The 22,136-nt window shown below is 55.4% G+C and carries 18 protein-coding genes; 5 read left to right on the top strand and 13 right to left on the bottom strand.

The genetic code is table 11. From position 1 onward, the window contains the following. Positions 1 to 106: 106 nt before the first annotated feature. A complete protein-coding gene (locus Pla52nx_RS24115) occupies positions 107 to 391 on the top strand; it encodes a hypothetical protein (RefSeq protein ID WP_146522885.1) in 285 nt (94 codons plus the stop codon). 194 nt (positions 392 to 585) lie between these two features. On the opposite strand, the gene Pla52nx_RS24120 is transcribed toward Pla52nx_RS24115, so the two are convergent. Further along, positions 586 to 906 (bottom strand): hypothetical protein, encoded by a 321-nt coding sequence (locus Pla52nx_RS24120; protein ID WP_146522884.1) that lies wholly within the window; start codon positions 904 to 906, stop codon positions 586 to 588. Between the two features lie 72 nt (positions 907 to 978). Next, entirely contained in the window at positions 979 to 1,884 is a 906-nt protein-coding gene (locus Pla52nx_RS24125) for a DUF4062 domain-containing protein (protein WP_146522883.1), read from the bottom strand. Between the two features lie 1,064 nt (positions 1,885 to 2,948). Here Pla52nx_RS24125 and Pla52nx_RS24130 point away from each other — a divergent pair. After that, a complete protein-coding gene (locus Pla52nx_RS24130; RefSeq protein WP_231742595.1) occupies positions 2,949 to 3,533 on the top strand; it encodes a group II intron maturase-specific domain-containing protein in 585 nt (194 codons plus the stop codon). A gap of 140 nt (positions 3,534 to 3,673) precedes the next feature. Here the strand turns inward: Pla52nx_RS24130 and Pla52nx_RS24135 are convergent, their stop codons facing one another. The 4 genes from Pla52nx_RS24135 to Pla52nx_RS24150 form a co-directional block, all read right to left on the bottom strand. After that, positions 3,674 to 4,024 (bottom strand): hypothetical protein, encoded by a 351-nt coding sequence (locus Pla52nx_RS24135; RefSeq protein WP_146522882.1) that lies wholly within the window; start codon positions 4,022 to 4,024, stop codon positions 3,674 to 3,676. Between the two features lie 2,065 nt (positions 4,025 to 6,089). Continuing rightward, entirely contained in the window at positions 6,090 to 6,629 is a 540-nt protein-coding gene (locus tag Pla52nx_RS24140; RefSeq protein ID WP_146522880.1) for a hypothetical protein, read from the bottom strand. A gap of 460 nt (positions 6,630 to 7,089) precedes the next feature. Then, positions 7,090 to 7,518 (bottom strand): hypothetical protein, encoded by a 429-nt coding sequence (locus Pla52nx_RS24145; RefSeq protein WP_146522879.1) that lies wholly within the window; start codon positions 7,516 to 7,518, stop codon positions 7,090 to 7,092. A gap of 97 nt (positions 7,519 to 7,615) precedes the next feature. After that, the gene (locus tag Pla52nx_RS24150; protein WP_146522878.1) at positions 7,616 to 8,260 is read right to left on the bottom strand and encodes a hypothetical protein; all 645 of its coding nucleotides are present in this window, start codon (positions 8,258 to 8,260) and stop codon (positions 7,616 to 7,618) included. A gap of 792 nt (positions 8,261 to 9,052) precedes the next feature. Between Pla52nx_RS24150 and Pla52nx_RS24155 the strand changes: the two genes are divergently transcribed. Beyond that, positions 9,053 to 9,406, top strand: a complete 354-nt coding sequence (locus tag Pla52nx_RS24155; RefSeq protein WP_146522877.1) for a hypothetical protein — start codon at positions 9,053 to 9,055, stop codon at positions 9,404 to 9,406. Positions 9,407 to 9,528: 122 nt separating this feature from the next. On the opposite strand, the gene Pla52nx_RS24160 is transcribed toward Pla52nx_RS24155, so the two are convergent. From Pla52nx_RS24160 to argB, 6 genes are all read right to left on the bottom strand, one after another. Next, complete coding sequence (locus tag Pla52nx_RS24160) at positions 9,529 to 10,125, bottom strand: hypothetical protein (protein ID WP_146522876.1); 597 nt, start codon at positions 10,123 to 10,125, stop codon at positions 9,529 to 9,531. A 1,098-nt stretch (positions 10,126 to 11,223) separates the two neighbouring features. Next, positions 11,224 to 11,850 carry a Holliday junction branch migration protein RuvA gene (ruvA, locus tag Pla52nx_RS24165; protein ID WP_146522875.1) on the bottom strand — a complete coding sequence of 209 codons (627 nt, stop codon included), beginning with the start codon at positions 11,848 to 11,850 and terminating at the stop codon, positions 11,224 to 11,226. Between the two features lie 90 nt (positions 11,851 to 11,940). Further along, complete coding sequence (gene rph, locus Pla52nx_RS24170; protein ID WP_146522874.1) at positions 11,941 to 12,639, bottom strand: ribonuclease PH; 699 nt, start codon at positions 12,637 to 12,639, stop codon at positions 11,941 to 11,943. 46 nt (positions 12,640 to 12,685) lie between these two features. Further along, on the bottom strand, positions 12,686 to 13,621 hold the full coding sequence (gene argF / locus Pla52nx_RS24175; protein ID WP_146522873.1) for an ornithine carbamoyltransferase: 936 nt from the start codon (positions 13,619 to 13,621) through the stop codon (positions 12,686 to 12,688). Between the two features lie 9 nt (positions 13,622 to 13,630). After that, positions 13,631 to 14,782: an aminotransferase class III-fold pyridoxal phosphate-dependent enzyme gene (locus tag Pla52nx_RS24180; RefSeq protein ID WP_146522872.1), complete on the bottom strand. Its 1,152-nt coding sequence runs from the start codon at positions 14,780 to 14,782 to the stop codon at positions 13,631 to 13,633. A 182-nt stretch (positions 14,783 to 14,964) separates the two neighbouring features. Beyond that, entirely contained in the window at positions 14,965 to 15,840 is an 876-nt protein-coding gene (gene argB, locus Pla52nx_RS24185) for an acetylglutamate kinase (protein ID WP_146522966.1), read from the bottom strand. Between the two features lie 259 nt (positions 15,841 to 16,099). Here argB and proC point away from each other — a divergent pair, with 259 nt between their 5' ends. Together proC and Pla52nx_RS24195 are read left to right on the top strand one after the other, a co-directional pair. After that, positions 16,100 to 16,936 carry a pyrroline-5-carboxylate reductase gene (gene proC / locus Pla52nx_RS24190; protein ID WP_146522871.1) on the top strand — a complete coding sequence of 279 codons (837 nt, stop codon included), beginning with the start codon at positions 16,100 to 16,102 and terminating at the stop codon, positions 16,934 to 16,936. Next, complete coding sequence (locus Pla52nx_RS24195; protein ID WP_146522870.1) at positions 16,936 to 17,169, top strand: hypothetical protein; 234 nt, start codon at positions 16,936 to 16,938, stop codon at positions 17,167 to 17,169. Before proC ends, Pla52nx_RS24195 begins: the two co-directional genes overlap by 1 nt. A 120-nt stretch (positions 17,170 to 17,289) precedes the next feature. Here the strand turns inward: Pla52nx_RS24195 and Pla52nx_RS24200 are convergent, their stop codons facing one another. Beyond that, positions 17,290 to 22,047: a PVC-type heme-binding CxxCH protein gene (locus Pla52nx_RS24200; protein WP_146522869.1), complete on the bottom strand. Its 4,758-nt coding sequence runs from the start codon at positions 22,045 to 22,047 to the stop codon at positions 17,290 to 17,292. Positions 22,048 to 22,136: the final 89 nt, after the last annotated feature.

Genomic DNA, 22,136 nt, shown 5'->3' on the forward strand with positions numbered 1-22,136 from the left:
TGAACCGAACAATGGGACATTCGGGATTGCGATCCAAACAACAAAACGACGAATCAATGATGCCATTTCGATGAGCGTTGATTGCAGACAAGTGCATCGAGCAAATATGAAATGTACGAACAACAATGTCTTGTCCAAGCGAAAATCTGGGCTGGTCGAGCAGATGGTGGAAGTAGTCAAGTTTCCATTCGTTTTCGTGGTCGTCGTCTTCAATCGGAAGTTCATCGTCAACGAAGGGGATCGTGTGCCAGTCGACGTTCCCGTGCTCGGCGCTTGCGAAAACGTACGCAAGAGATTCATGACGCCGATCAAGCAACACGCGGACGTCGTCGCGATTGCTGTCATTGAACGAGTCCCACCACTGCTCGACTTGCGTGCGTTCAGAGGCTGAGCATTTGTCAAGAAAGTCAGTTGGCAGATGCGTCGTCATCGAGTCTTCTTTGTGGCGGAACGGCGACGATCACGTGGCGGCGACGAGCGATCAACCACTTCAAGCAACTGGACTTCGCCGCTCGTCGTGCATCGCGTTGTTCCCCGATTTCCGTTGTTTGTGTTTGCGTCACTGAATGCGATTGAAAGGCATTGTTATTTCTTCGAGCGTCCGAAGAGATGAAGATCGGGCGATGCAACGTCGTCGGTACCAGGATAGTACAACGTCCATCCGCGTGCTGGAATATGCGCGAGCGATTCTTCGAGTATTGGAATAGTCAAAGTCAATGATTGGAGCGATCCCTCGCCGTAGATGTACCGTGGTTTGAAGAACCCGTCGACCTCAAGAAGCGTCCGATACGTATTGCCCTGTGGATCGTTCGGGTCACGCTCGGGCGTGGAAATCGCGATGCACAACCTACGACTCTCGCCGTCTGCTCGTCGCGCATCGAGGTGCATTTCAGCGATTCGAGTCACACCAATCTTTATTCGGGGAACGGCTGCCAAGAAACTCTGATTTTCACGACCCGCGTTGTCGGCCGCTCCAGTTCACGACATTGTTCGCTCATTACGTTGCGGCGTCCCATCTGATTCAAAGTCAATGTACCGATCAAGAATCGCGGTTTCCCCATTGGCAAACGTCACGCGACACAAACACAAGAATGTGCCGAACGCCGAAACCTTAATACCGATGTATCCGCCGTCGTTGTCGCAAGCAAATACTCGGTTTTTCCATGACGGTCCCAAAAGGAACTCAGCCTTCGTGACATCGTCTAGTCCAAATGGACTGCCAGCATTGTCGGGACGATGTCGAAAGAGGTAGATGAGAATATCGTATTCTTGGTTCGGTTTGCTTGACGGCTCAATTACGTGAACAAGCTCCGTGAAGCGGCGTCGCTGATACCGAGTCGGCCTTTCATTCGTCCATTCCGATGCGTCCAATGAGTCTGGACTATTTTGATCGACCGTTTTCAGTTGTGCGCTGCGCACCTCGCGACCAAGATCGGCGAGCACACTCTTGGCAAGATTGTCGGGCGAGGTAAACGTCTTCCAGACGTGTCGCTTGCCTAGAAGTCCCTTGAACTGCGCAAGTTTTTCGGCGTGCTTGCCTGAGTCAATGTACTCGGGAATCCAGGGTGTCTTTTGATCAACGACGTACACCAGACGCTTTAAGTCTGAATTACCCGCAGCATGATATTCAGCCTCAGTGATTGAGACGCCCGAGTCATCGGGAACGTATCCGTAACGGTGAGCGTAAATCCCAACGAAATAGTCGGACTCCTCGGCAATCATCCGAAGGCACACGTTCTGAGGCCGTTCGTCACGGGCGCCCATGTACTCCATCGCTATGTCGAGAAAGCCGCCTTGACGAAGCGCGTCACACACCGCTTTTCGATGTTCCTGAAGGTCCGCGAACGTGGACGAAACAAAGACGGGTGTTGGTGGGTGTGTCATGTAACTGTGAGCGAACGCTAGCTATCACCGGGCGTCGGCGAATAGCTTGCAAAAAAAGTTAAAACGTGACCACCGACGCTCCGTTGCAGTACGCCCAACATGGGCGTGATCTTGTGGGGTGAAAGTCCGCTGTACTTAGTTCCGGTTACTTCCAATAGGAGACAGTATACCAAATGTAAATCCCAACGAAGTAAGCAAATGTAAATCCCAACGAAGTAAGTACGAGGCGAGGGCAACTGCGGGGAGATGACAAACCGTGGGGAGGAAGCCTGCGAATGTGAGCGTCAAGCTGGATAGCCGCCGAGAACCGTCCGGGTCATAAGGTCAATCTTGCTGATTCGGGCAAGGTTCAACGCAATTCGTCTCCAGACGCATTCACGCCAAGACCCATCAGGTCCGCGCGGAGCTTGCAGTAGCACGGAACAGAAACCCTATAGAGGCCGACACTGCAGGCCCATCGCTGTGCGATTCCCAAAAATCCGCTGGCTGCTGACAGCGAAACCGAACCGGAAAAGTTGGTGGAGGTAGATGAGGAGCTTTGGCGGGGATAGATCACGAGTTTCAAGACCGTCGCGTCTTGAAACGTCCCTTATTTGGGGAGGACTTCATACTGTGCCCGCTAGTAGAGCTTGCTCCAACGCAGGGTGGACCGTGATAACACGAACCCACGATCGAAGTCGGCAGCAGAAGGCATAGGAGTGATCCGCCGAGTCCAACGGCGACAGAAAGGCCCGAACGTCACAAGACAAGGAACGAACCACCGATGAACTCTGATGCTTCCTCGCTCTCCATCCGGGCTTGACCCGGTGGAAGCAAGACTGATGAGCTACAAAGAAGCAGTCGATTCGCTTGGCTCCCCTCCGGCCTCGTGCCGGTGGAAGCAAGGACGATCACTGGCCATCTCAAGTCGCGTTCGTCCCGTTGCCACTGGCACGAGGCCAGTGGGGAGATGGGGTTCGATTGGCCTGCGGTGTCGTAGCCAGTCAATCTTATTCACCACCGGCACGAGGCCGGTTGGAGTCTGGTCAAATGGAACGAATGGTGCCAGCTATGCCAACGACTTTGTGATTTTCACAAAGACCGAAGCGGCGGCGCAGCGTGTGTACGGGAGCATCGAACGCTTCTTGACCGAGCGTCTGAAATTGTCCGTCAATCACGACAAGAGCAGCATCCGCAAGACGAATGGGCTTGAGTACGTAGGCTACGAGTTTCGCGGCTACGGCGGCCAAATTCGCGTGAGCAAGAAGAAGCTCTTGGCACTCAAGAAACGTGTCTGCGAGATCTTTCGTAGAAATCGCGGCGTATCGATGAAATCACGCTATGCAGCGTTTCGCGTCTACGCTCGTGTTTGGTTAGGCTACTTCGCGTTGGATCAAGTGAAGACAACGTTCGCCAGCTTGGACAAATGCCCCAAACTGATCAAATCGGGTCGTCGGGTACGAGCCTGTTACTGGAAACAGTGGCGGAAATCGAAGACCCGTCTGAAGAATCTGATGTCGTTGGGCGTGTCCTATCGTGTCGCTCGTGGCTTTGCGATGAGCGGCAAGGGCCCGCGTTGTTTGGCAGACAGAGCGTCTTTCCGCGACGTCAGGTGTCCAGCGAGCTTTATCCAACGAGTACCTAGCCGCCGAGGGCTTGTTTATTCTTGAAGAGTGCTGGCTATCGCTTGCACCCTTGAGGCGAAACGCACCGTATTCATCGATCTTGGGGGGACCCGCATGCTAGGTGTTGTGAGAGGGGTCCCGGGTAATCGGGCTCCTATCTCGATTGCGATGGTTTCCCCATTCTGTCATCTCGACTCGAGTTCGGAAGCCGGCAACGACACCGGAACAGTGAATTTGACACGAGACGTCGATGAAGATGATGTGTCAGATTTGCCCTTGGAACCGAGACCAATAGTGCCAACCATTACTCCGATTCCGCCTTCGGTTCCCTTGCCCTCTGTTGTAGTCAAAGCAACATCGAATTCGACATTCTGAACAGTCCTGCGGAATCCGGGATTCACGTACGTGGTGTTTCCGTCACTCTGCGTTCCATCGGGGTTGATGATTGCGCCGCGAATGTTGACATCTTGAGCAGCATCGTTCACGCCGTCGCAAATTTGGACGAGTGTCTCCTTGATGAAGGTTCGGAGTTCCATTACGAGTTCAGCACAGTTTGATTGGGGTAACGATACGGATCACGTGGCCACCGCGAGCGATTAACCACTTCAAAAAACTTAGCTCGGTGGCTCACGTGCATCCGCTGGTTCGCCGTTGTCGATTTCTTTGATTCGATAGGGCTCAACATTTATAGAGACGACACATTTCGAAAATCGGTTGGTGAATTCCTCAACTGCTTCTTCGGTTAGTTCGGCACAGTCGACCGTGAGGAATCGTAGCTGAGGGAGATCTGGAAAGTCGCTCAAAGATGAAATTTGATCTGACCGAATTGCAAGTGATCGGAGATTGTCAAATGTGCGGAGCACGTGCAGGGAGTTCACAGGGTCGTGGGAAAAATCGGAGATGCTTAGCTCACGGAGGTTTGCGATTTGCTGAAGCTTTTGCAAGGTGGGTTCGTCAATCGTGATTCCACCGAGCGAAACTCGCTCGAGCGATGGGAACGTTTGTGGATCGAATTTGGTAAAAGCCTCGGGCCCGTAGATCATTAGGGAAGGCAGAGTCTGGCAGACGCTCCGTCTAGTCAGCAGTTTTTCATACCCCCGACGATCTCGCACGTTCGCCATGATGCAGTCCCCGTTTCCGTCGAAGCTGATTCCCCCAACATTGTCGCCAGAATAGCCACCTTCATCCGCGAATGATTCCCAACGTCGCTCGTTGCCCCCTTTTTGCATGGCGATAGAAGTTGACATTTGTCTTGTTATGCCCGCCCAAGCTACGAGCAACGCTGCGACAACACACAGCGACAACAAAAGTCGAAGGCTAATTCGCATGATTTGGTTGCTATGTTCGGCGAACGCAGAGATCACCCAGTCGCGGCGGAGAACACACCATTGAAAAAACGCTCGCCTCCGCGACTTGAGTGCATCTGTACGCCCGACATGGGCGTGAACTTGTGGGGTGCCGCTTCCTTCGGGAAGCCAGTCCCCTGTACGAACTCGGAACTTGAAACGAAGGACAGTATACCAAATGTAATCTTTCAAGATGAAGTACTAGGCGCTGTCTCCAAGATGCCCGGCAACTGCGCACAAGGCGACAAACCGTGGGGAGGAAGCCTGCGATGCTCGATCGGCGTAGCAACCGGCAGCATTCCGCCAAAACTGCGGGGTAACGAATAGAAACGCGATAGAGGCTCTGGGAGTCATTGGGGTGAGCGGCCCGAGGACTGCAAAACCCGTTTCCGACAACCTCCTGAGTAGATCGCGTACTCGCGCAGCGAAAGTTCACGTCCCCGTATTCGGGGAGATCTCAGACGCGTACCCGCGAGTAGGGCTTGCCCAAAAGGCGGGACGACCAGGGTGACCTGACTCGTGCTCTGAGAAGTCAGCAGAGGTCATAATACCGATCTGCCGCAATCCAGCGGCAACGGGAAGGACCGAACGTTTCTTGACAAGGAAGAACCATCGATGAATTCGAACCGACCCAAACACACAAAACCTCATTCCGGCAACCAGCAAGGAGCGGAAGACATGAAAGGCCCGTGCTCTTGGGAGTCCCTCGCCGGTCACTCGGACTCGGCGTCCATCGAGAAGCCATCCTGTTCGTTCTCACTCCGATCTTTGATCCGGACTTTTCCGAATCAAGTTTCGGGCTTCGTCCTCACCGCTTCGTGCACTATGCGGATGACTTCTTGGTGTTCTCCGAGACCAAGCAGTCAGCCACACGTGTCTTTCGATCGGTAGAACGATATCTGACATCTGACATCCAAGCTAAAAATCGTGGACAACCACGACAAGAGCCGTATCTGTCCGACGGAAGTGGTCGATTCTCTCGGCTACACCTCTCGCGGCCTTGGTTCTGCCATCTCTATGGATCGCTAAATGCCAACCGCAATTCGAATTCAGCAGTCTCTGTCGCTGCTTCCGCAGCTTGATGGGATGATTGCCGGTCGGACGTGGGGCTGACGCCCCACGCTTTATGCTGTCGCTGCCTCCGCAGCTGAAAGCGGTCACACGCAGAAGAAGTTTTCGTTTTCCACGGGCAGCTTCCATCGACACGTTTGACCGACACAGCAAAGTGCTTTGTCCCCAGGGGCCTGTCAAGGTTCTACCCCTTTTTCCCTGTGCTATCCAGTTTCGAGACCCAGTAAATCTGCTTGTGTTTGTGCGACTCTAATTCCGTCTGCCAGCACTTTGCGTCGAGCAATGACGTCGGTTCGCCGATCGGCATTTCATTACCGTCGTCACCCTGACGCCAAAGCTGGTAAGAGCGAGGTTCAAGCAGTTCGGGGTGACGTTCAGCGTAATGGTCAATCGTCATCGCATCCAAATCGGCGAAAGTACTGGCGGGATACGGCTCCAGCTTAGATTTCCAGTTCTGAAAATGCCTCTGAACGTGCGATGGATTTGGTTCGGATGCCCTAATGGATCCACCTGTTTCAAGGTGCAGGAACTCGAATCCGACTGTTAGTCCGCAATCGAACTTAACGGCCCAAATGTCCGCGTCACCAAGTCCCTGAACGAACTCAACGAACGGTTCGGTGCCAAACCACTCTCGAGCAGTGCGACGATCAACATGCAGAAGGAAAAGCTGAAACCACGGACGAGCCGGCTTCTTACCTTCCGTTTCAATGTCGAATAGTTTCATTCAAATAGTAAAACGTTGGTGTTCACGCGGTGGCGACCCACGACATTGCTTCATGAATAGACGTTGCCGCCACTCGCGTGCAACACATGGTTCGTCAGTTTTGCAGCGGCGATCGAGCGATCATTGCTCAATCACCTTGCTTAACAACATACCGAACATTCCGCGTCAAAGCCAATCTAATACGAGTTGGGAAAAAGGTGGAACCACGAAAGGCACGAACTACACGAAAGTCCCACACATGATGTTTTTCGTGTAGTTCGTGCCTTTCGTGGTTTAAACCGCCCGCCCGCCGTTTCAAGCAATGGCGTTCACGCAACGAGCAACACACTGCTTGTCATTTCGGTGTGCGGGCAACAACCGGTACCCCATCACCGAGAGCAAGGCTGATTAAATAGTCGACTCATGTCGGCCACTGCCGCTCCGTATCATCGCTTGGTCACATGGCTTTCGTTTGCTAGCGTTAAAGTGCGTTTCGTAGCAGCATCAGCTGAGTATCGACATTCTCGTCGATCCAGTCTCCGTCGTTGGCATGAATTGTGCCAAATCGCTCAACGCCATCGCCGCTAGTGTCGATCAGCCAACCACCTGCGTAGAGCAGTCGGTGTATCTCAGTCCCGTCGGACATAAACCGTATTGTATCACTCTTGTTCGGCATGGTTGCGACGAACGGGACCCAGCGCGCATTTCGACAAAGTTGGATGAAGCGTCGAACGTCCGAACGATTCGCAATCGTCAATTCTTCGATTTGAATCGTGTCGACGCCATCCAGTTGGGTCAAAAACTTCGGTTGCGACACCCCATCAATCACGGGTTCGGAGACGGCGCTCGTCGAGGCGCATCCAGAGATCAATGCAATGCAAGCGATTATTTCGATTCGCGGGTGAGACATTACTTTGTCCATGTAACGGCGGTGATCAGCGGGAACGGGCGAACGAGTTACAGGCAGACGAGAAAACGGGCCACCCGTCCTCCGTTGAATCACATGGTTACCCGTCTTCTGGAGGCATGCCAAGAAATACGGTTTGCGGACCATGCAGGTTGCGTTTGTACGGTATGACACGGCAATCCGGAAATCGAGTCTCGAATTGGAGTATAGCATCGTCGCTAATGTTGTCGCAGTCGATAAAGATGTATCCCAGGTTGGTAATCTTTGCGGCGTCTTGCAGGCAAGCATCAGTCAGGATGTCATTGTCCAGATAGAGATCGGTAATCTGAGCGAGTCCATCAAGACGCAGTATGGATGCGAAGTCGCGATCCGCCACGCCACGTCCAACGGAAAGTTGATGCACGTATGGGAGCGGGAATACGTTTCGGCGAACGGTAACATCCGCATACGTGTCGAGATTTTCAAGAAGTGCCCGGTGCCGCAGTTCTGCGCGATATACCAAGGCAAAATAGACGAAAAGACTGGCTGTGACCGTGGTAATGAGAGCTAAACCTACGGAACGATTAAATCTTAGTGCGCTACGAAACAGGTAGGCGATGCCAACGAGAATTGCGACAGCCGCGATGGGCAATGCGAGCAAACGAAGTGGGCCAAATGCAATGAGCAACAGAACGACAATCGCTACGTTACGCAGAGATTTACCGCCACTGTCATCAGTGCCTGAGTTGATTGAATCATCCGTCATCGTTGAGATGTCGCGTCCGTCTCATTCGGGTAACTTGTAATTGAAGGGGAGTCAGGACTTGGCGGTTGGTTATTTAATGCCTAATGGGCGGTTGCCTCTCGATTTCTCCCAGACTTATTGGCAGTTGACTGGTTTTGCCAAGGCTTTACAGCAATTTGCCAATGAAAACACCTCGCATGATAAGCAGTTGCAGTCTCGGATGCGACCTCCGGGGACTGACACCGCTTGGCAGGCCCTGCGTTTTGACTGCACTGACATTTTGTGCATCTGGATTTCTGATTCCAAGGGCATGCGATGACAAGATCTGAGAGTGCGGGATCGTGGGCGCATTGACGCCACGGAAACGCTTGTGTTGCAAGAGTATCGAAGTGTGATTCGAGCGAATCAACTTGCCTGCAACACTGAGGAAGCCTATGTCGCTCCGGTCAGAAGGTTTCTTCAAGCAGCCAACCGCTTGGATGCGATCGAACGCGTGGGTAGGGAAGATGGTTGTGGGCTTCGTGATTTGGCCGCCCGAGATGTGGAGTTCCATCTGTCGAATTTAGCAGTATCTGTCGCTGCCTCCGCAGCTTGATGGGGTGATTGTCGGTTGCACGTGGGGCTGACGCCCCACGCTTTATGCTGTCGCTGCTTCCGCAGCTAGAAGCGGTCACACGCAGAGGAAATTTTCATGTTCCATGGGCAGCTTCCATCGACACGTTTGATCGACACAGCAAAGTGCTGTGTCCCCAGGATCCTGTCCCCAGGATCCGTGTCCCCCGGTCGGATCAAGCCGTCCCGCAGGATTCAATTTTGCAGCGATTGTTCTGGCGCATCAAATCGAGTGTGGGGATTGCCTGTCCGGTGCAGTTCGACGACCTTGGAAAACAAGCTATAATCGAATCAGAAGCCAGTCGATGGCCGTTCCAAGATCAATTTCGTATCGAGACTGTTATGCAGGCCGAACTGAAAAAAATGCTGACCGCGGAGCCGTTCGTTTCATTTACCGTCGTGATGAGCGACGGCACGCACGTAACCGTCAAGCACCCTGAGAAGGCGCTGCTGACAAAACACTGGCTCTATGTCACAACAGACGGCGGCGAGACTACCGAGCATTTGTATCTACTGCATGTGACACGCCTTCAGCGTACAGAGAAAGCCGCATAGTGGGCGCCAACTTCTTCGCAGTGGAACGACGGCGGTAACGGGGCCGCGGCAAAAAACTATGATTTCAAAACCCGCGCCATCGGCGGCTCCCGTTCACCGCATGGTTATCGGATATTTTGGGGTCACGTAACGACCTTTTCATTGTCGAGATGAAGCTGCAAGTCCTCGGATTTGAACCCTGCGAAATGAGCGTGTTCACGGTCGAATTGATTGTACGGAAATCCTCCAGACCACGTAGCGAATTTCCCGGGCGTGATTGGATCGTTCATGGTGATGCCAATGCGAAATATTTCCGCGTCGAAGAGATCAGAGAACACCAAGTCACCCTTTACGGCCCGGATGTTGTCACCGGAAATGTTGTGGAAGCGGAGTTCAAACTCAATTCGGTCTTCGTAGATTTCAAGATCATAGTTTTCTGGAATCAGACTTTTGCCGACCAATTCAACCTTTATCATTTTCGATTGTGGTTGCGCATCCCGCTGACGATTGTTCGGGGTGGTTGCAATTGAATTGTTACTGGCAGAACTCGACGCGTTGGTTTCATCCATTCGTCGTTCGAGTGCCGTGACGCGCAGAGATAGCGATTCAACCAGATCGCTGATTTCGCAGAATACGCGATAATCTCCGACGCCAGAAGCGACGAGTTTGGAGTGAAGATCATCGAACGTCACGCAGTCATGTTCGCTGACGCGCCGCTTCCCATCAGATTGAGTGATCACGAGGAATTTCATTGCCTGCGGTCTGTCCGATAACTTGTAATTAGGGAGAGTCAGGACTTGGCGGTTGGTTATTTGACGTCTTATGGGCAGTTGCCGCTCGAGTTCTGCCGCTCTTATTGGCAGTTGACTGATTGTTCCCCGGCGTCACAGCAATTTGCCAATGAGACCACTTCGCATTGTAGGCAGTTGCAGTCTTGGATGCGACCTCGGGTGGAACTGGCACTGATTGACAGGCCCTGCGTTCTGAAAGTATCGCGAGTTTGTGCATTTGAATTTCCCATTCCACGGGCATGCAATGAGAAGATCTGAGAGTGGGCGGGATCGTGGGCGCATTGACGCCACGGAAACGCTTGTGTTGCAAGAATATCAAAGTGTGATCCGAGCGAATCAACTTGCCTGCAACAATGAGGAAGCCTATGTCGCTCCGGTCAGAAAGTTTCTTCAAGCAGCCAACCGCTTGGATGCGATCGAACGCGTGGGTAGGGAAGATGATTGTGGGCTTCGTGATTTGGCCGCCCGAGATGTAGGGTCCCATCTTACGAATTTAGCAGTATCTGTCGCTGCATCCGCAGCTTGATGGGGTGATTGTCGGTTGGACGTGGGGCTGACGCCCCACGCTTTATGCTGTCGCTGCTTCCGCAGCTGAAAGCGGTCACACGCAGGGGAAGTTTTCGTGTTCCATGTGCAGCTTCAAGCGATACGTTTGATCGACACAGCAAAGTGCTGTGTCCCCAGGATCGCGTGAGTGCGGAATTGGATCCCGCGAGGGATCGCAGAAGGTAGCCGCGGGTCGCCGAAGGCGCTCCCGTGGTATGCGACAACCGTGTTGAATCGACCCCGCAGGGTGTCGCAGACTTCTCGGAATCGGGGCTGCGACCGCCTACGGGGTCGGTTCTCGTCAGACCGAACGAACCGGCGATGATCGCTGCGCTCTATCGCCGGCTACCGTCTGATACCGCTTCACGGTCATGGGCAGCAACAATTCTTTTCACATCCCGAGAGACGCTGCTACGTGTGGGCGCGCCACGATCTGAGTGTGGTGCTGAGTGCAGTGCTGAGCGGCTGAAGACTGTACAACAGCTGCGGGGCCGCCTCGTTTCATTTGCCGCGTTGGTAAATTGCGGTCAGTAGTGATTCGGTGTCTTTGAATTTCTTGCCGCCCGCCAAGGCTTCGTCGATCAATGCCCGGGCGTCTGACTCGCTGTGTCCGAGCGTGATCAGTGCGTCGAATGTTTCGCTGACGACGGCGGTCACGCCGCTGTCGACGTCACCGGGTTGTCCACGATCGACCATCAATGCGAATCGTGGCATCTTGCGACGTAGCTTGGCGATGATGCGTTCGCTGGTGGACGGGCCGATGCCGGGTAAAGCGGACAAGCCTTTGGCATCCTGTTGCTCGATCAGCACCGCCAGCTCGTTGACAGGGCGCACCATCGCGCGAAGCGCTTTCTTGACTCCGACACCGTCCACGCTGCAGAACAGGTCAAAGAATTGACGTTCCGGTTCGGTGAGAAACCCGACCAAACGCGGCGTCAACCTGCCGCCGCCTTGAACGCTGCCGTCGATGTAGTCCAGCGTGTGCAGTCGAGTGGATTGACCGATTTGGCTCTGCAGTTGCCGTCGCGTGTAGTCTCCCACCAGGACTTCGTATTCAAAGGGCGACGACTCAATCGTGACCGCCGTCTCGCTGACGTGAAGGATCTTTCCGGAAATCGCGACGATCAATGCAGTGTGCCTGTGTGAGAAGGGGGAACGAGAGGGCCGAGCGAGTGCAGGTGCTGGAGTGCAGGTGCTGTAGCGATGTGGTCGCTCAGTTCACGAAACCAAGTCCAATTGACGTTGCGTCAGCTCGGCGATGCCTTTTTTGGCCAACGCGATCATACGGGTTAGCTGTTCATCGTCAAACGTGGCTTCCTCGCCGGTGCCTTGCAGTTCCACGAATCGACCGCTGCCGGTCATGACGACGTTCATGTCGACGTCTGCGGCAACGTCCCACTCGTAGTCCAAGTCCAAGCGGACTTCGCCATCGATCACGCCGACGCTGATCGCTGCGATACTGTCTCGCAGCGGTCCGTTTCCGATGGAGGAATCGGGCAGCTCTCGTTTGATCAAAGTGGCCAGGGCGATGAAGCCACCGGTGATGGACGCGGTTCGGGTTCCTCCGTCGGCTTGCAAAACGTCGCAATCGACGACGATGCTGCGTTCCCCGAGTGCTTTCAAATCCACGACGGCCCGCAACGATCGTCCGATCAGGCGTTGGATCTCCGTCGTGCGGCCGTCCAGCTTACCGCTACGGTCTCGACGTTTTCTGGGGTTGGTGCTGCTGGGCAGCATGTCGTATTCCGCCGTCACCCAGCCTTTGCCTTTGCCCTCCAGCCATCCGGGAACACCCGGTTCCAGCGATGCAGAGCATAGGACGACGGTGTCGCCACAGCGATACAGGACGCTGGATGGGTTGCTGTTGAGATACCCGACTTGGATATCGATGGGGCGCAGTTGGTCGGACGGACGCATAGTGTGAAGGTTCGTTTGGGAAGGGGAAAGAAAGATGGGCGAGCTGTTACTCCAGGTTCTTCATTGCCCAATCACGATTGAGCAACCAGACCAAGAGACCCTTTTGTGCGTGCATCCGATTGCCGGCTTGGATGATCACGTCACTTTGCTCGCTGTCGATCACGCTGTCAGTGATTTCTTCACCGCGGACGGCGGGCAAGCAGTGTAGGACGCGGGCGTGGCGTGGGGCGGCTTTCATCAATGCGTCGTTGACTTGAAAGTCCGCGAAGGCCTGTTTTCGCTTTGCCGTTTCGGCTTCTTGGCCCATGCTGGTCCAGACGTCGGTGTAGATGGCATCGGCGTCCGCGACGGCGGCGGCGGGGTCACGCACGATGTTGATTTCGGCGTCTGGATACGCGGCATCGACCATGTTGACCCATGCGTCGTCCATCTCGTAACCCTCGGGGCAGGAGAGCGTGAATCGCATGTCGAGCATGGCGCAGATCAGAGCCAGCGAGTGCGCGACGTTGTTTCCGTCGCCGACGAACACCAAGTGCTTTCGTTCATAGGTTCCCAGCGATTGTTGGATGGTCAGCACGTCCGCCAAGGCTTGGCAGGGATGACAAACATCGGTCAGTCCGTTGATCACCGGCAACGCGTTGAACTCTGCCAGTTCCTCGACTCGCGTGTGTGCTTTCGCTCGACACACCACCGCGTCGACGAACTGTCCGAGGACTTTGGTGAAATCGGCAATCGACTCTCGTTTTCCCCAACCCACGTCTTCGCCGAGAAACAGACTGGTGCCGCCCAGTTGGCCCATGCCGGTTTGAAAACTGACGCGCGTTCGCAGGCTTGGTTTTTCGAACAAGAGCGCGATCACACGGTTGCCCAGCACGGACGGTCGGTCGCCTGCATCCAATTTGGATTTCAGCACCGACGCGATTTGCAAGATTTGACGAAGCTCGGATGGGTCGATGTCAAAGAGTGACAATAAGTGTTGCATGCTGTTTTCTCAGTCAGATGCGGTGGTCAATTGGGCGGTTTCTCGTTCGACGATTTCCATGGTTTCGCCGATTCGATCTAATAACTCTTGCTGATCCGAAGGTTCCATGATCAGTGGCAATTGCATCAGCACTGCGGTCTGTCCACAGACGCCAAGGCATAGCCCGGTCTTCGTGGCGGCTTGAATGATTTGTTCTGCGGGCAAATCGGTGTCGATCCCGATGGTTGCACCGCAGTGGTGAATGTCACGCAAAAAATCGAATCCGCTGATTCGCTTGGCCAACGCCACGGCCAGTTCTCGGTGGGCATCGACCGCCGAGTTCGGCAGTTCCAGCTGTCGCATCGTTGCCAGCGTGGCAACTGCGGCCGTTTGAATCAGGCTGGATCGGCACTCGGGTACTATCGCTACTTGTTCCGATCTCATTCGATCGTTACCCAGTACGATGGCGCCGGGCAGCCCTGTGAAAAGCCCGGCGGCGATCACGGCGACGTCGGGCGCCAGCTCCGCGAGACTGGAGACGGTCAGGCATTGGCCCGAAGCACCAAAACACAACTTCGTTTCATCGATGATCAGCAACGCATCGTGTTCGTCACACAACTGGCGTGCGGCGATCAAGTAGTCTTCGCTGAGCGGCGAAGCTGCGTTGCTCAGATCCAGGGGCGACAACAGAATCGCTGCGGTTTGCCCGTCGACAGCGTTGTGTAGGGCGTCAACATCGTTGGGTGCGACATGGGCAAATCCGGCGACCATCGGCCCGTAGCCTTCATGCAACTCGGGTTGTCCGCTGGCGGTCAAGCACGCAGCGGTACGTCCGTGATCACTGCCGACCAGTGAAACGATCTTGTGACCGCCAGTTGGCTTACGTGTTCGGGCGATGCGAATTGCCAATTCGAGCGCGTCATCGGACGATGCGAGACAATACGCTTGGCTCCATTGATCATGTCCCCAGCCGTGCATGGCGTCCACCAGCACCGCTGCGAATTCGGTCGAGTCGGCGTCTGAGAGTGGCACGGCAGCAGCGGCGGCATCGACCATCGCGTTGGTGATGGCGACTTGCCCGAGTCCCAGTGCACAAATCCGACCGACCGTCGCGTCGACCCAGCGGCGACCGCCAGCGTCGCTGTACTGCAGGCCTTGAGGTGTCGGGGTTGAATCGGTCATGCGAACGATGAATTGGAATGCGGTGAGCGGAATGTCAACGAAACGAAATGGGCGGTGATGGATGCGACCGCACCAAGGAAAGAGTCTTAGTCACGGTTCAATAGAGAAGGTTCGCCCGCCCGTCGAATTCTTCTGCAAGTTTTTTCTTCGGCAAGTTTTCTTGATTCGACTTGCTGAGACACTCACTCGGGCGGCGCCTTGTAGATTTCCGTGCCGACGCCTTGCGACGTGAATATTTCCAGCAACAGAGAGTGTCGCAAGCGGCCGTCGATGATGTGAACTTTACCGACGCCGCGACCAAGTGTCTCCAAGCAGGCTTCGACCTTGGGGATCATTCCGGAGGCGATGACACCTTGATCGATCAAGTCACGAGCTTGATGCTCGTTGAGCGAGTGAATGATCGTTGAGGGATCGTCTTTGTCTCGTCGTACGCCGTTGACATCGGAGAGGAACACGAGTTTCTCGGCGCCCAACGCTTGAGCAACGGCCATCGCGGCGGTGTCCGCGTTGACGTTGTAATATTCGTCATCCGGTCCGACACACATGCTGGGGATCACGGGGACTTGGTCGGTGTACAGCAGACCTTCGATGACACTGCGGTCCACTCGCGTGACGCTGCCGACGGCGCCGAGGTCTTCGCCGCTGGGTAGCGTCAGTTTTTCGCCGAACAAGACGTTGGTGGTATCGAATGAGAGGTTCATCGCCCGACCGCCGAGTCGCTCGATTTCCTCCGTCAAGAAAGCGTTCAACTCACCGGCCAGCACACGTCGGACGATTTTCAGAGTCGCGTCATCCGTGAATCGACGACCTTGAATGAATTTGGGCTCGATGTTCGCTTCGGCCAACGCCCGGTTGATCGCCTTGCCGCCGCCATGAATCACCACCGGTTTCATTCCGACGGTTTCCATGAAGATCACGTCGAGCAGGATGTGCAGCAAAGCGTCGTCGTCATCCAAAACGCTACCGCCGAGCTTGATGACGGTGGTTTTGCCACGAAAACGCCGGATCCACCCCATCGCTTCGATCAGCGTATCAGCCTTGGTGATCGCTTCTTGCACGCTGAATTCTCCAGAGGATTGTGGCGTGGTGGCCGTGCTCCATTCAAAATGCATCCTGGCGGCTCCACGGATTTGGGGCTAGTTTGTTCGGTCGGAAAAACCGATCAATTTACGTGTGTCAAGATCGTGGGTCAATTGACATCCGCCCGTTGTCGGCTGGCAAAACCCGTTGTCGGCTGCCAAAACCGGCTTTCCCGAGCACTTGCGGGGCGAGTGAGAGCCTGCTGACCGCGTCAAAGCAATGAAAGAAGAAGATTTGATGAGCAAAAAGAGGTTGACCGTCATCGGTGGGGGCCAAATGGGGCGTGCCTTGGTGGGCGGCATGGTCGCGGCGAACGTCCTATCGCCAGCGGAGATCTGTGTCGTCGAACCCAGTGCCGAAAGTCGACTTTGGTGGCAAACCCAGCACGGGGACATCGATTTGGTCGTCGATTCAACCGATCCGGCGGCTGACAGCCAGATCGTGCTGATCGCGGTCAAACCGAATGTCGTTCCCGTTGTTGCGTCTCAAAAGGATGGAATGTGGAGCGGCAAACTCGTTATTTCGATTGCCGCCGGAGTCAATCTAAGCAAGCTGGCTGATTGGTTCGGCCATCAACGTGTCGTCCGCGTCATGCCCAACACCCCCTGCTTGGTCGGGCAGGGTGCCTGTGCGTATTGTTGCGGCAACGATGTCGGCGATGAGGACAAGCAGTGGATCAGTGCGGCTTTATCGGCGGTCGGACTGGCGGTGGAAGTCAACGATTCACAGATGGACGCGGTCACCGGCTTGAGCGGTTCTGGACCCGCGTACATCTGTTTGGTGATCGAAGCGATGGCCGACGGTGGTGTCTTGGCTGGCTTGCCGCGTCACTTGGCGATGCAGCTCGCATCGCAGACCGTTCTTGGGACGGCTAAGATGGTTCAAGAGACCGGTCGTCATCCCGGTGAGCTCAAAGACGCCGTGGCCAGCCCCGGCGGCACCACCATCGCGGGGCTCCAAGCCCTGGAAAACAAAGGCCTTCGCAGCGCAATGATCGCCGCAGTGGAAGCATCCATGAAACGAAGTCAACAATTGGATTCTCTCTCCTCCCACAAAGGACAAGGAGCTGGCTGATGGACACTCCCCTGATCTTGATCGACGACAAGCACATTCCGCTGTACCGAATCGTGTGGGTTGCCGATGTCCCGCACTTCTGTGGCGAAGAAGACTGCATGCACGAGGGTGACTATGAAGTGCGTTTGGACGTCGATGACTCCGTCTGGACCAATCGCGCAGGACGTGACGAAGTGATCCAGTCGCTCAATCGATGGTGTGGCGACCCACGCGGCGAAGACGGCGAGTTCTGAGAAGCTTGCTGAACCTTTCTCAAGGGACGCACAACAGGCTTCGCTCTTTCAACCTGGGACAGGTTTGCAACCTGTCAATTATAGAACGGCAGGATAAAAGCCTGTCCCACATGTTCTGCCTCAGCGACTCAGCGACATCAGATAAGCGAACAGATCTTTGCACTGTTGCTCGCTGAGCGTCTCGGCAAAGTTTGCGGGCATCGGCGACAACGTCGTTGCCTTTTGTTTTTCGATCGTATCGACGGCGATGGAAACCTCCTTGCCCGTGCTGTCGACCAAAACCAATTGAGTCCCCTCGGTTCGTTTCACGATCCCGTTGTACACCTTGCCGTCATCGGTCAGCACCAGCGACGCCCGAAAGGCCACATCGACGTTTTGATTGGGCATCAACACGTCTTCTGCCAGTCGCTCCAAGCCACGGTTGCCGATGCCGTCCAAATTCGGACCCACCGCATGTCCTTGGCCGGCAACCTGGTGACAGACGCCACAATGTTGGTCAAACAGTTTCTTGCCCGTTTCCGCCGAACCGAGCCCCGCGAGCAACGAAGCGCGACGACCGTCGATTTGACTTGCAACCGCCGGGTCCACTGCGGGCAAGGTCGCCGTCAAAAATGCGACTCGCTGACTTTGCTGCTCATCGATCACCGCAGACAGTTTTCCTGCGATCGCGGCATCGGCAAGCATCGACGGAGAACCACGCCCCAACTCGATGCAACGGATCAAGACGCTGGCGCCCGGCCGATCGGAGGCTAGGCTCCCTGCCAAACGTTTTTGCTGAGCCGAACTCGCGATCGCCATCACTTGAGAGACCAACTCCGTCGCTTGATCGATTCCATCATTGGCTAACAGTTGTTGGACCAGCTTGGATCGCAATTCGTCAGTAATTCCCGTGACGACAAACGACTGCGCCAAAGTGCTGCGGACGGCCGTGGGATGATCGGCAATCAAGGCGTTTGCAATCTCCGTCGCGGTCTCCGCATCCAATGCCGGATGAGACAACAGAGTGGCGAGTGCGGGGGTAAGCTCGGTCAACTGAAAGTCGCAAGCCAACGCCGCACCGCGTCGCCAGTTGCTGAGCACTTGGCTGGGGTTCAATCCGTCAACGGAAAACCGCCCGACGGCCAACCATGCGTAGGCAGTCGCTGTGTCACCATCCACCAACTCGATCACGACATCTTTTCCGGCGTGCTGACCCGTTTGCCAGTCGATTCGTTGCGCCGTGTCGTTTCGCGGAGGACTCCATTGCTGTAGAACCGCGTTGGTCCCCGCGTCGATCAGGCGGACAAAGTTCAATTGCTGCAGCGGTTTGCTTGGAAATCCATCGTGACCGGCCATGTAAAACGAAAAACTGTCCGGCAGAGTAAATCGTCCACTTCGGTAGATCCCGGTGCGCTGCTCGCCTTTCGGAAAACTGCTGTACAAAACGCTGCCAGATTGCCCGTCTGCGGACGATCGACGCTCAGAGACCGCCCAAGGATTGTCAGCTGAATTGCCTGCTGGGTGCGTAACGTAGCTCCACGCGATCGGCGTGGAATCGACTCGTGGTTTCGATTGCGGATCGGACAAGTCGACACCCAAGTGGCGAGCGGCCAAGTCCAACGCCCACGACTGAATTGCATCGGGGATCGCATCGCCCCGTTTGATGATTCCCGCACGCAACGAGTTGAGCAACTCTTCTTGATACGCTTGATCGCCAGCGAACCGATCGCGTGACAGTTGGGCAATCGAAGTCAAATGTTGCGTCGATGCGTACTGCGCAGCGAACGACAGGTACAGCGAAAGTCGCTCGCGTGGCAAGTCGCTGAGCGTCGCCAGGTGGCCTGCCAAGAACTCACCGGCATGATCCGTTTTCAGTGCCAAGCACAACTCACAAACAGCAGACACGTCGCGTTGTCGTGATTTGTCATCCGTGTTTTGTGAAATCTTGCTTGCCAACTGTGCAAACCAATCGCGATCGGAGAGATGATCTCGCAATGCCATCCGAATCGCGTGTCGTAGATGCACGTCGGACGGGTTCACTGCATGCAGTGATTTCAACAGGGGTTCCATCAACGCGGAATCACGATGCTGTGCCGACGCCATGGCTGCACTGCGTCGGACCAACGGATCGTTATCGACCAGCCCTGCGGTCAACAGGTCGACATGTCCGCCCGGAGGTTCTGATGACGCACCCAGTATTCTGAAAGCGTGGTTGCGAATCAGTGCTTCGTCGGACTGAATCAACCGTCCAAGCTGTTCGTCAGTCAGTGCGTCCAATCGAAACAGCACCCACGCCAGATGGACGACTTCCATCGGATCGGTGGCCACCGCAAGACGTTTTGCCGCGGGCTGCTTGATTGCATCGCCCAAGTCATCGACCAAGTGATCTGCCGCAGAATTTCGCACGGTCGGATTCTCGCTTTTCAGCAAGTCCAGCGTTTGTTCCACCGTGGTGGCAGCGACCGATGTGATTGCTGTCGTGCGGGTGAAATCCTCCGGCACGTCGCGTCGGTCGCCATTGCCGGTGTACACGATCCGCCAAATACGTCCACGATGTCGATCGCGTCCCGGGTGTGTCAGCGGGACTTCGTAGTGGCCGATGATCCGATTGTAGAAATCGGCGACGTACAGTGCTCCGTCGGGACCGACTTGCAAATCGACAGGTCGAAACCAAGGATCCGACGAGATCACAAAATCAGGTTCTTCTCTCGCCACGACACTGGAGCCGACGTACTGCAACGAGTTGCGGTTGACCCGTCCTGTCATCACATTGCCACCGAACGCACTGTTGTAAAACGTCGGCGGGAACTGTGGCGATTGATAGAGTGCAATGCCGCCGATCGCCGTTGAGCCGTGCAAGTGATTCATCACGGGAGGCACAAATCCGAGTCCATCATGTGGCGCACCGAAGCTCTCGCTGTAGCCGCCTTGCATCAACAAGGTGATCGGTTTGGTATGGCAATCGGCCGTGAACAGGTCGCCGTTGATCGATTGCGCCATCCCAAACGGGTTGACTTGTCCGTGCGTGAAGTGTTCGATCCGTGATCCGTCCAGTCGCATGCGAAACGTGTTGCCCGAACGCATCGTGATCTGATGCCCATCGCGACCCGCGACGGTGGACTGATTGTTGAAGCCGTGACACGCGTACAGCCAACCGTCGAGTCCTCGCGTGAACGCGTTGCACATTCCGTGGGTATCACGGGTCGTGTCCATCGGTCCGTACAACACTTCGCGAGTGTCCGCGACAGAGTCACCGTCGGTGTCACGCAGGAACAGGACGTTGGGAATGCTGAAACAGATCACACCGTCTTGGTAGGGATACAAACCGATCGGAATGTTCAGGCCATCGGCAAAGGTCGTGAACTTGTCGGCTCGACCGTCTCCATCGGTGTCCTCCAGGATCTTGATCGTGTCTTGTCCCGGGCGATCATCTGGCGCAGGGTACGGATACTCGGTGCTGCTGGTCACCCACAAGCGTCCTCTCGCGTCAAAGGCCATGTTCAATGGCTTGGCAATCTCCGGCTCGCACGCCACCAATTGGGCTTCGAATCCGTCGGGCAAGGTGAACGTTTTCTGTTCGTCTTCTGCTGTCAGCGGATCGGTTTCTCGCACATGTTTGGCAAATTCATCGGTCCCAACCAACGAATAGGGCTGGTTGATTTGTGGTAACGCGTGCGACGCGAGGTTCTGTCCCGAATTCAGACTCACAAACGTGCCCAACTTGTTGCCCACGACGACATCGGGAAACCCATTGCCGTCCACGTCTGCAATCGTGACTTGCGTACCCACCCCGCTACGTTGGTGAATCACATGCGGAACGAACTCCACGCCGTTGCCCGTTCGTCGGGTTTGCCACCACATCAACAACGGCAGTTGAAACGCGCCCGGATCGCCGCCGCCGTGAGCAAAGAATCGTTTGCCGGTCACGATGTCCAGCACTCCGTCGCCGTCCATGTCAGCCAGCGCAACCGCGTGCATTTGAGTGGGAGCCAAGCCGTAGGGATTTTGGCTTGGCTGATCGCCGGTGATGAGATGTTTGACGAACAGATAGTCATCACCCTTTCCGCGTCGCTCGAACCAATTCAGCCCGAACGCGTGCGCATTGGCAACCGAAACCACATCATTGTCTCCATCGCCGTCGATGTCGTAGGCGTACATCTGCGAGCCGCCTGATTCGGCGAACTTGTTGGCGTGAAAGACAAAGGGTGTGCCGCCATCAGCGGGTTGCTGCCACCAGCCGTTGGTCTCCAACAAGTCCATTCGACCGTCGCCATCGACATCTCCGACGCCCAGTCCGTGTGTGAATCGACCGTACTGTCGATCCGTCGAAATCGGTTTGAAGTTCCACGGAGCGCCAGGCTGTTCGCGGTCGTGCACGGCATAGCCGAAGTTGCCTTGGTGGATACAAACCAGTTCCTTTCGTCCGTCTCCGTTGATGTCGGCGAACGTGGGGGACTCATTATCTACGGTGGACAAAACCGGATGCGAACGCCATGGGTGACTGCTGCCAGTCGAGTCGCCGCCAGGGTTCTCGTACCAAACCGCGGCCCCACCTGGGATCGGGATCGACAGAATGTCCACGCGACCATCGTCATTGAAATCGTCGATGAAACTGAAGAAGTGATCCGAGTATTGCTTGATCGAGTAATCCTTGACCGCAGCATATGGCGTTCGGTTTCGGAAATCCGGCCCGCGATACCAAAACGGCCCCGAGACGATGTCGTTATGTCCATCGCCGTCCAGGTCGGCTACCGCGGCGCCTTCACTGTGGAATTGTTCGCTGAGCACCAGCGTGTGAAAAGAGGGATCGGAATCCTGTGCGTTGACGACGCCGTTGATGATGGAGAGCGACAACGCGACGAAGATCGCGCATCGCCGTGCGTGGGGCTTGTTATTCAAGAGTCTGAACTCAATGGCGGGGGCAAGAGGCTGGCGGGCTGTTGATTGGGTGAGCCGACGGCGCTAGCCGCGGGCCTTATGGTGAAAAT

The organism is Stieleria varia, from assembly GCF_038443385.1.
Lineage (GTDB): Bacteria > Planctomycetota > Planctomycetia > Pirellulales > Pirellulaceae > Stieleria > Stieleria varia.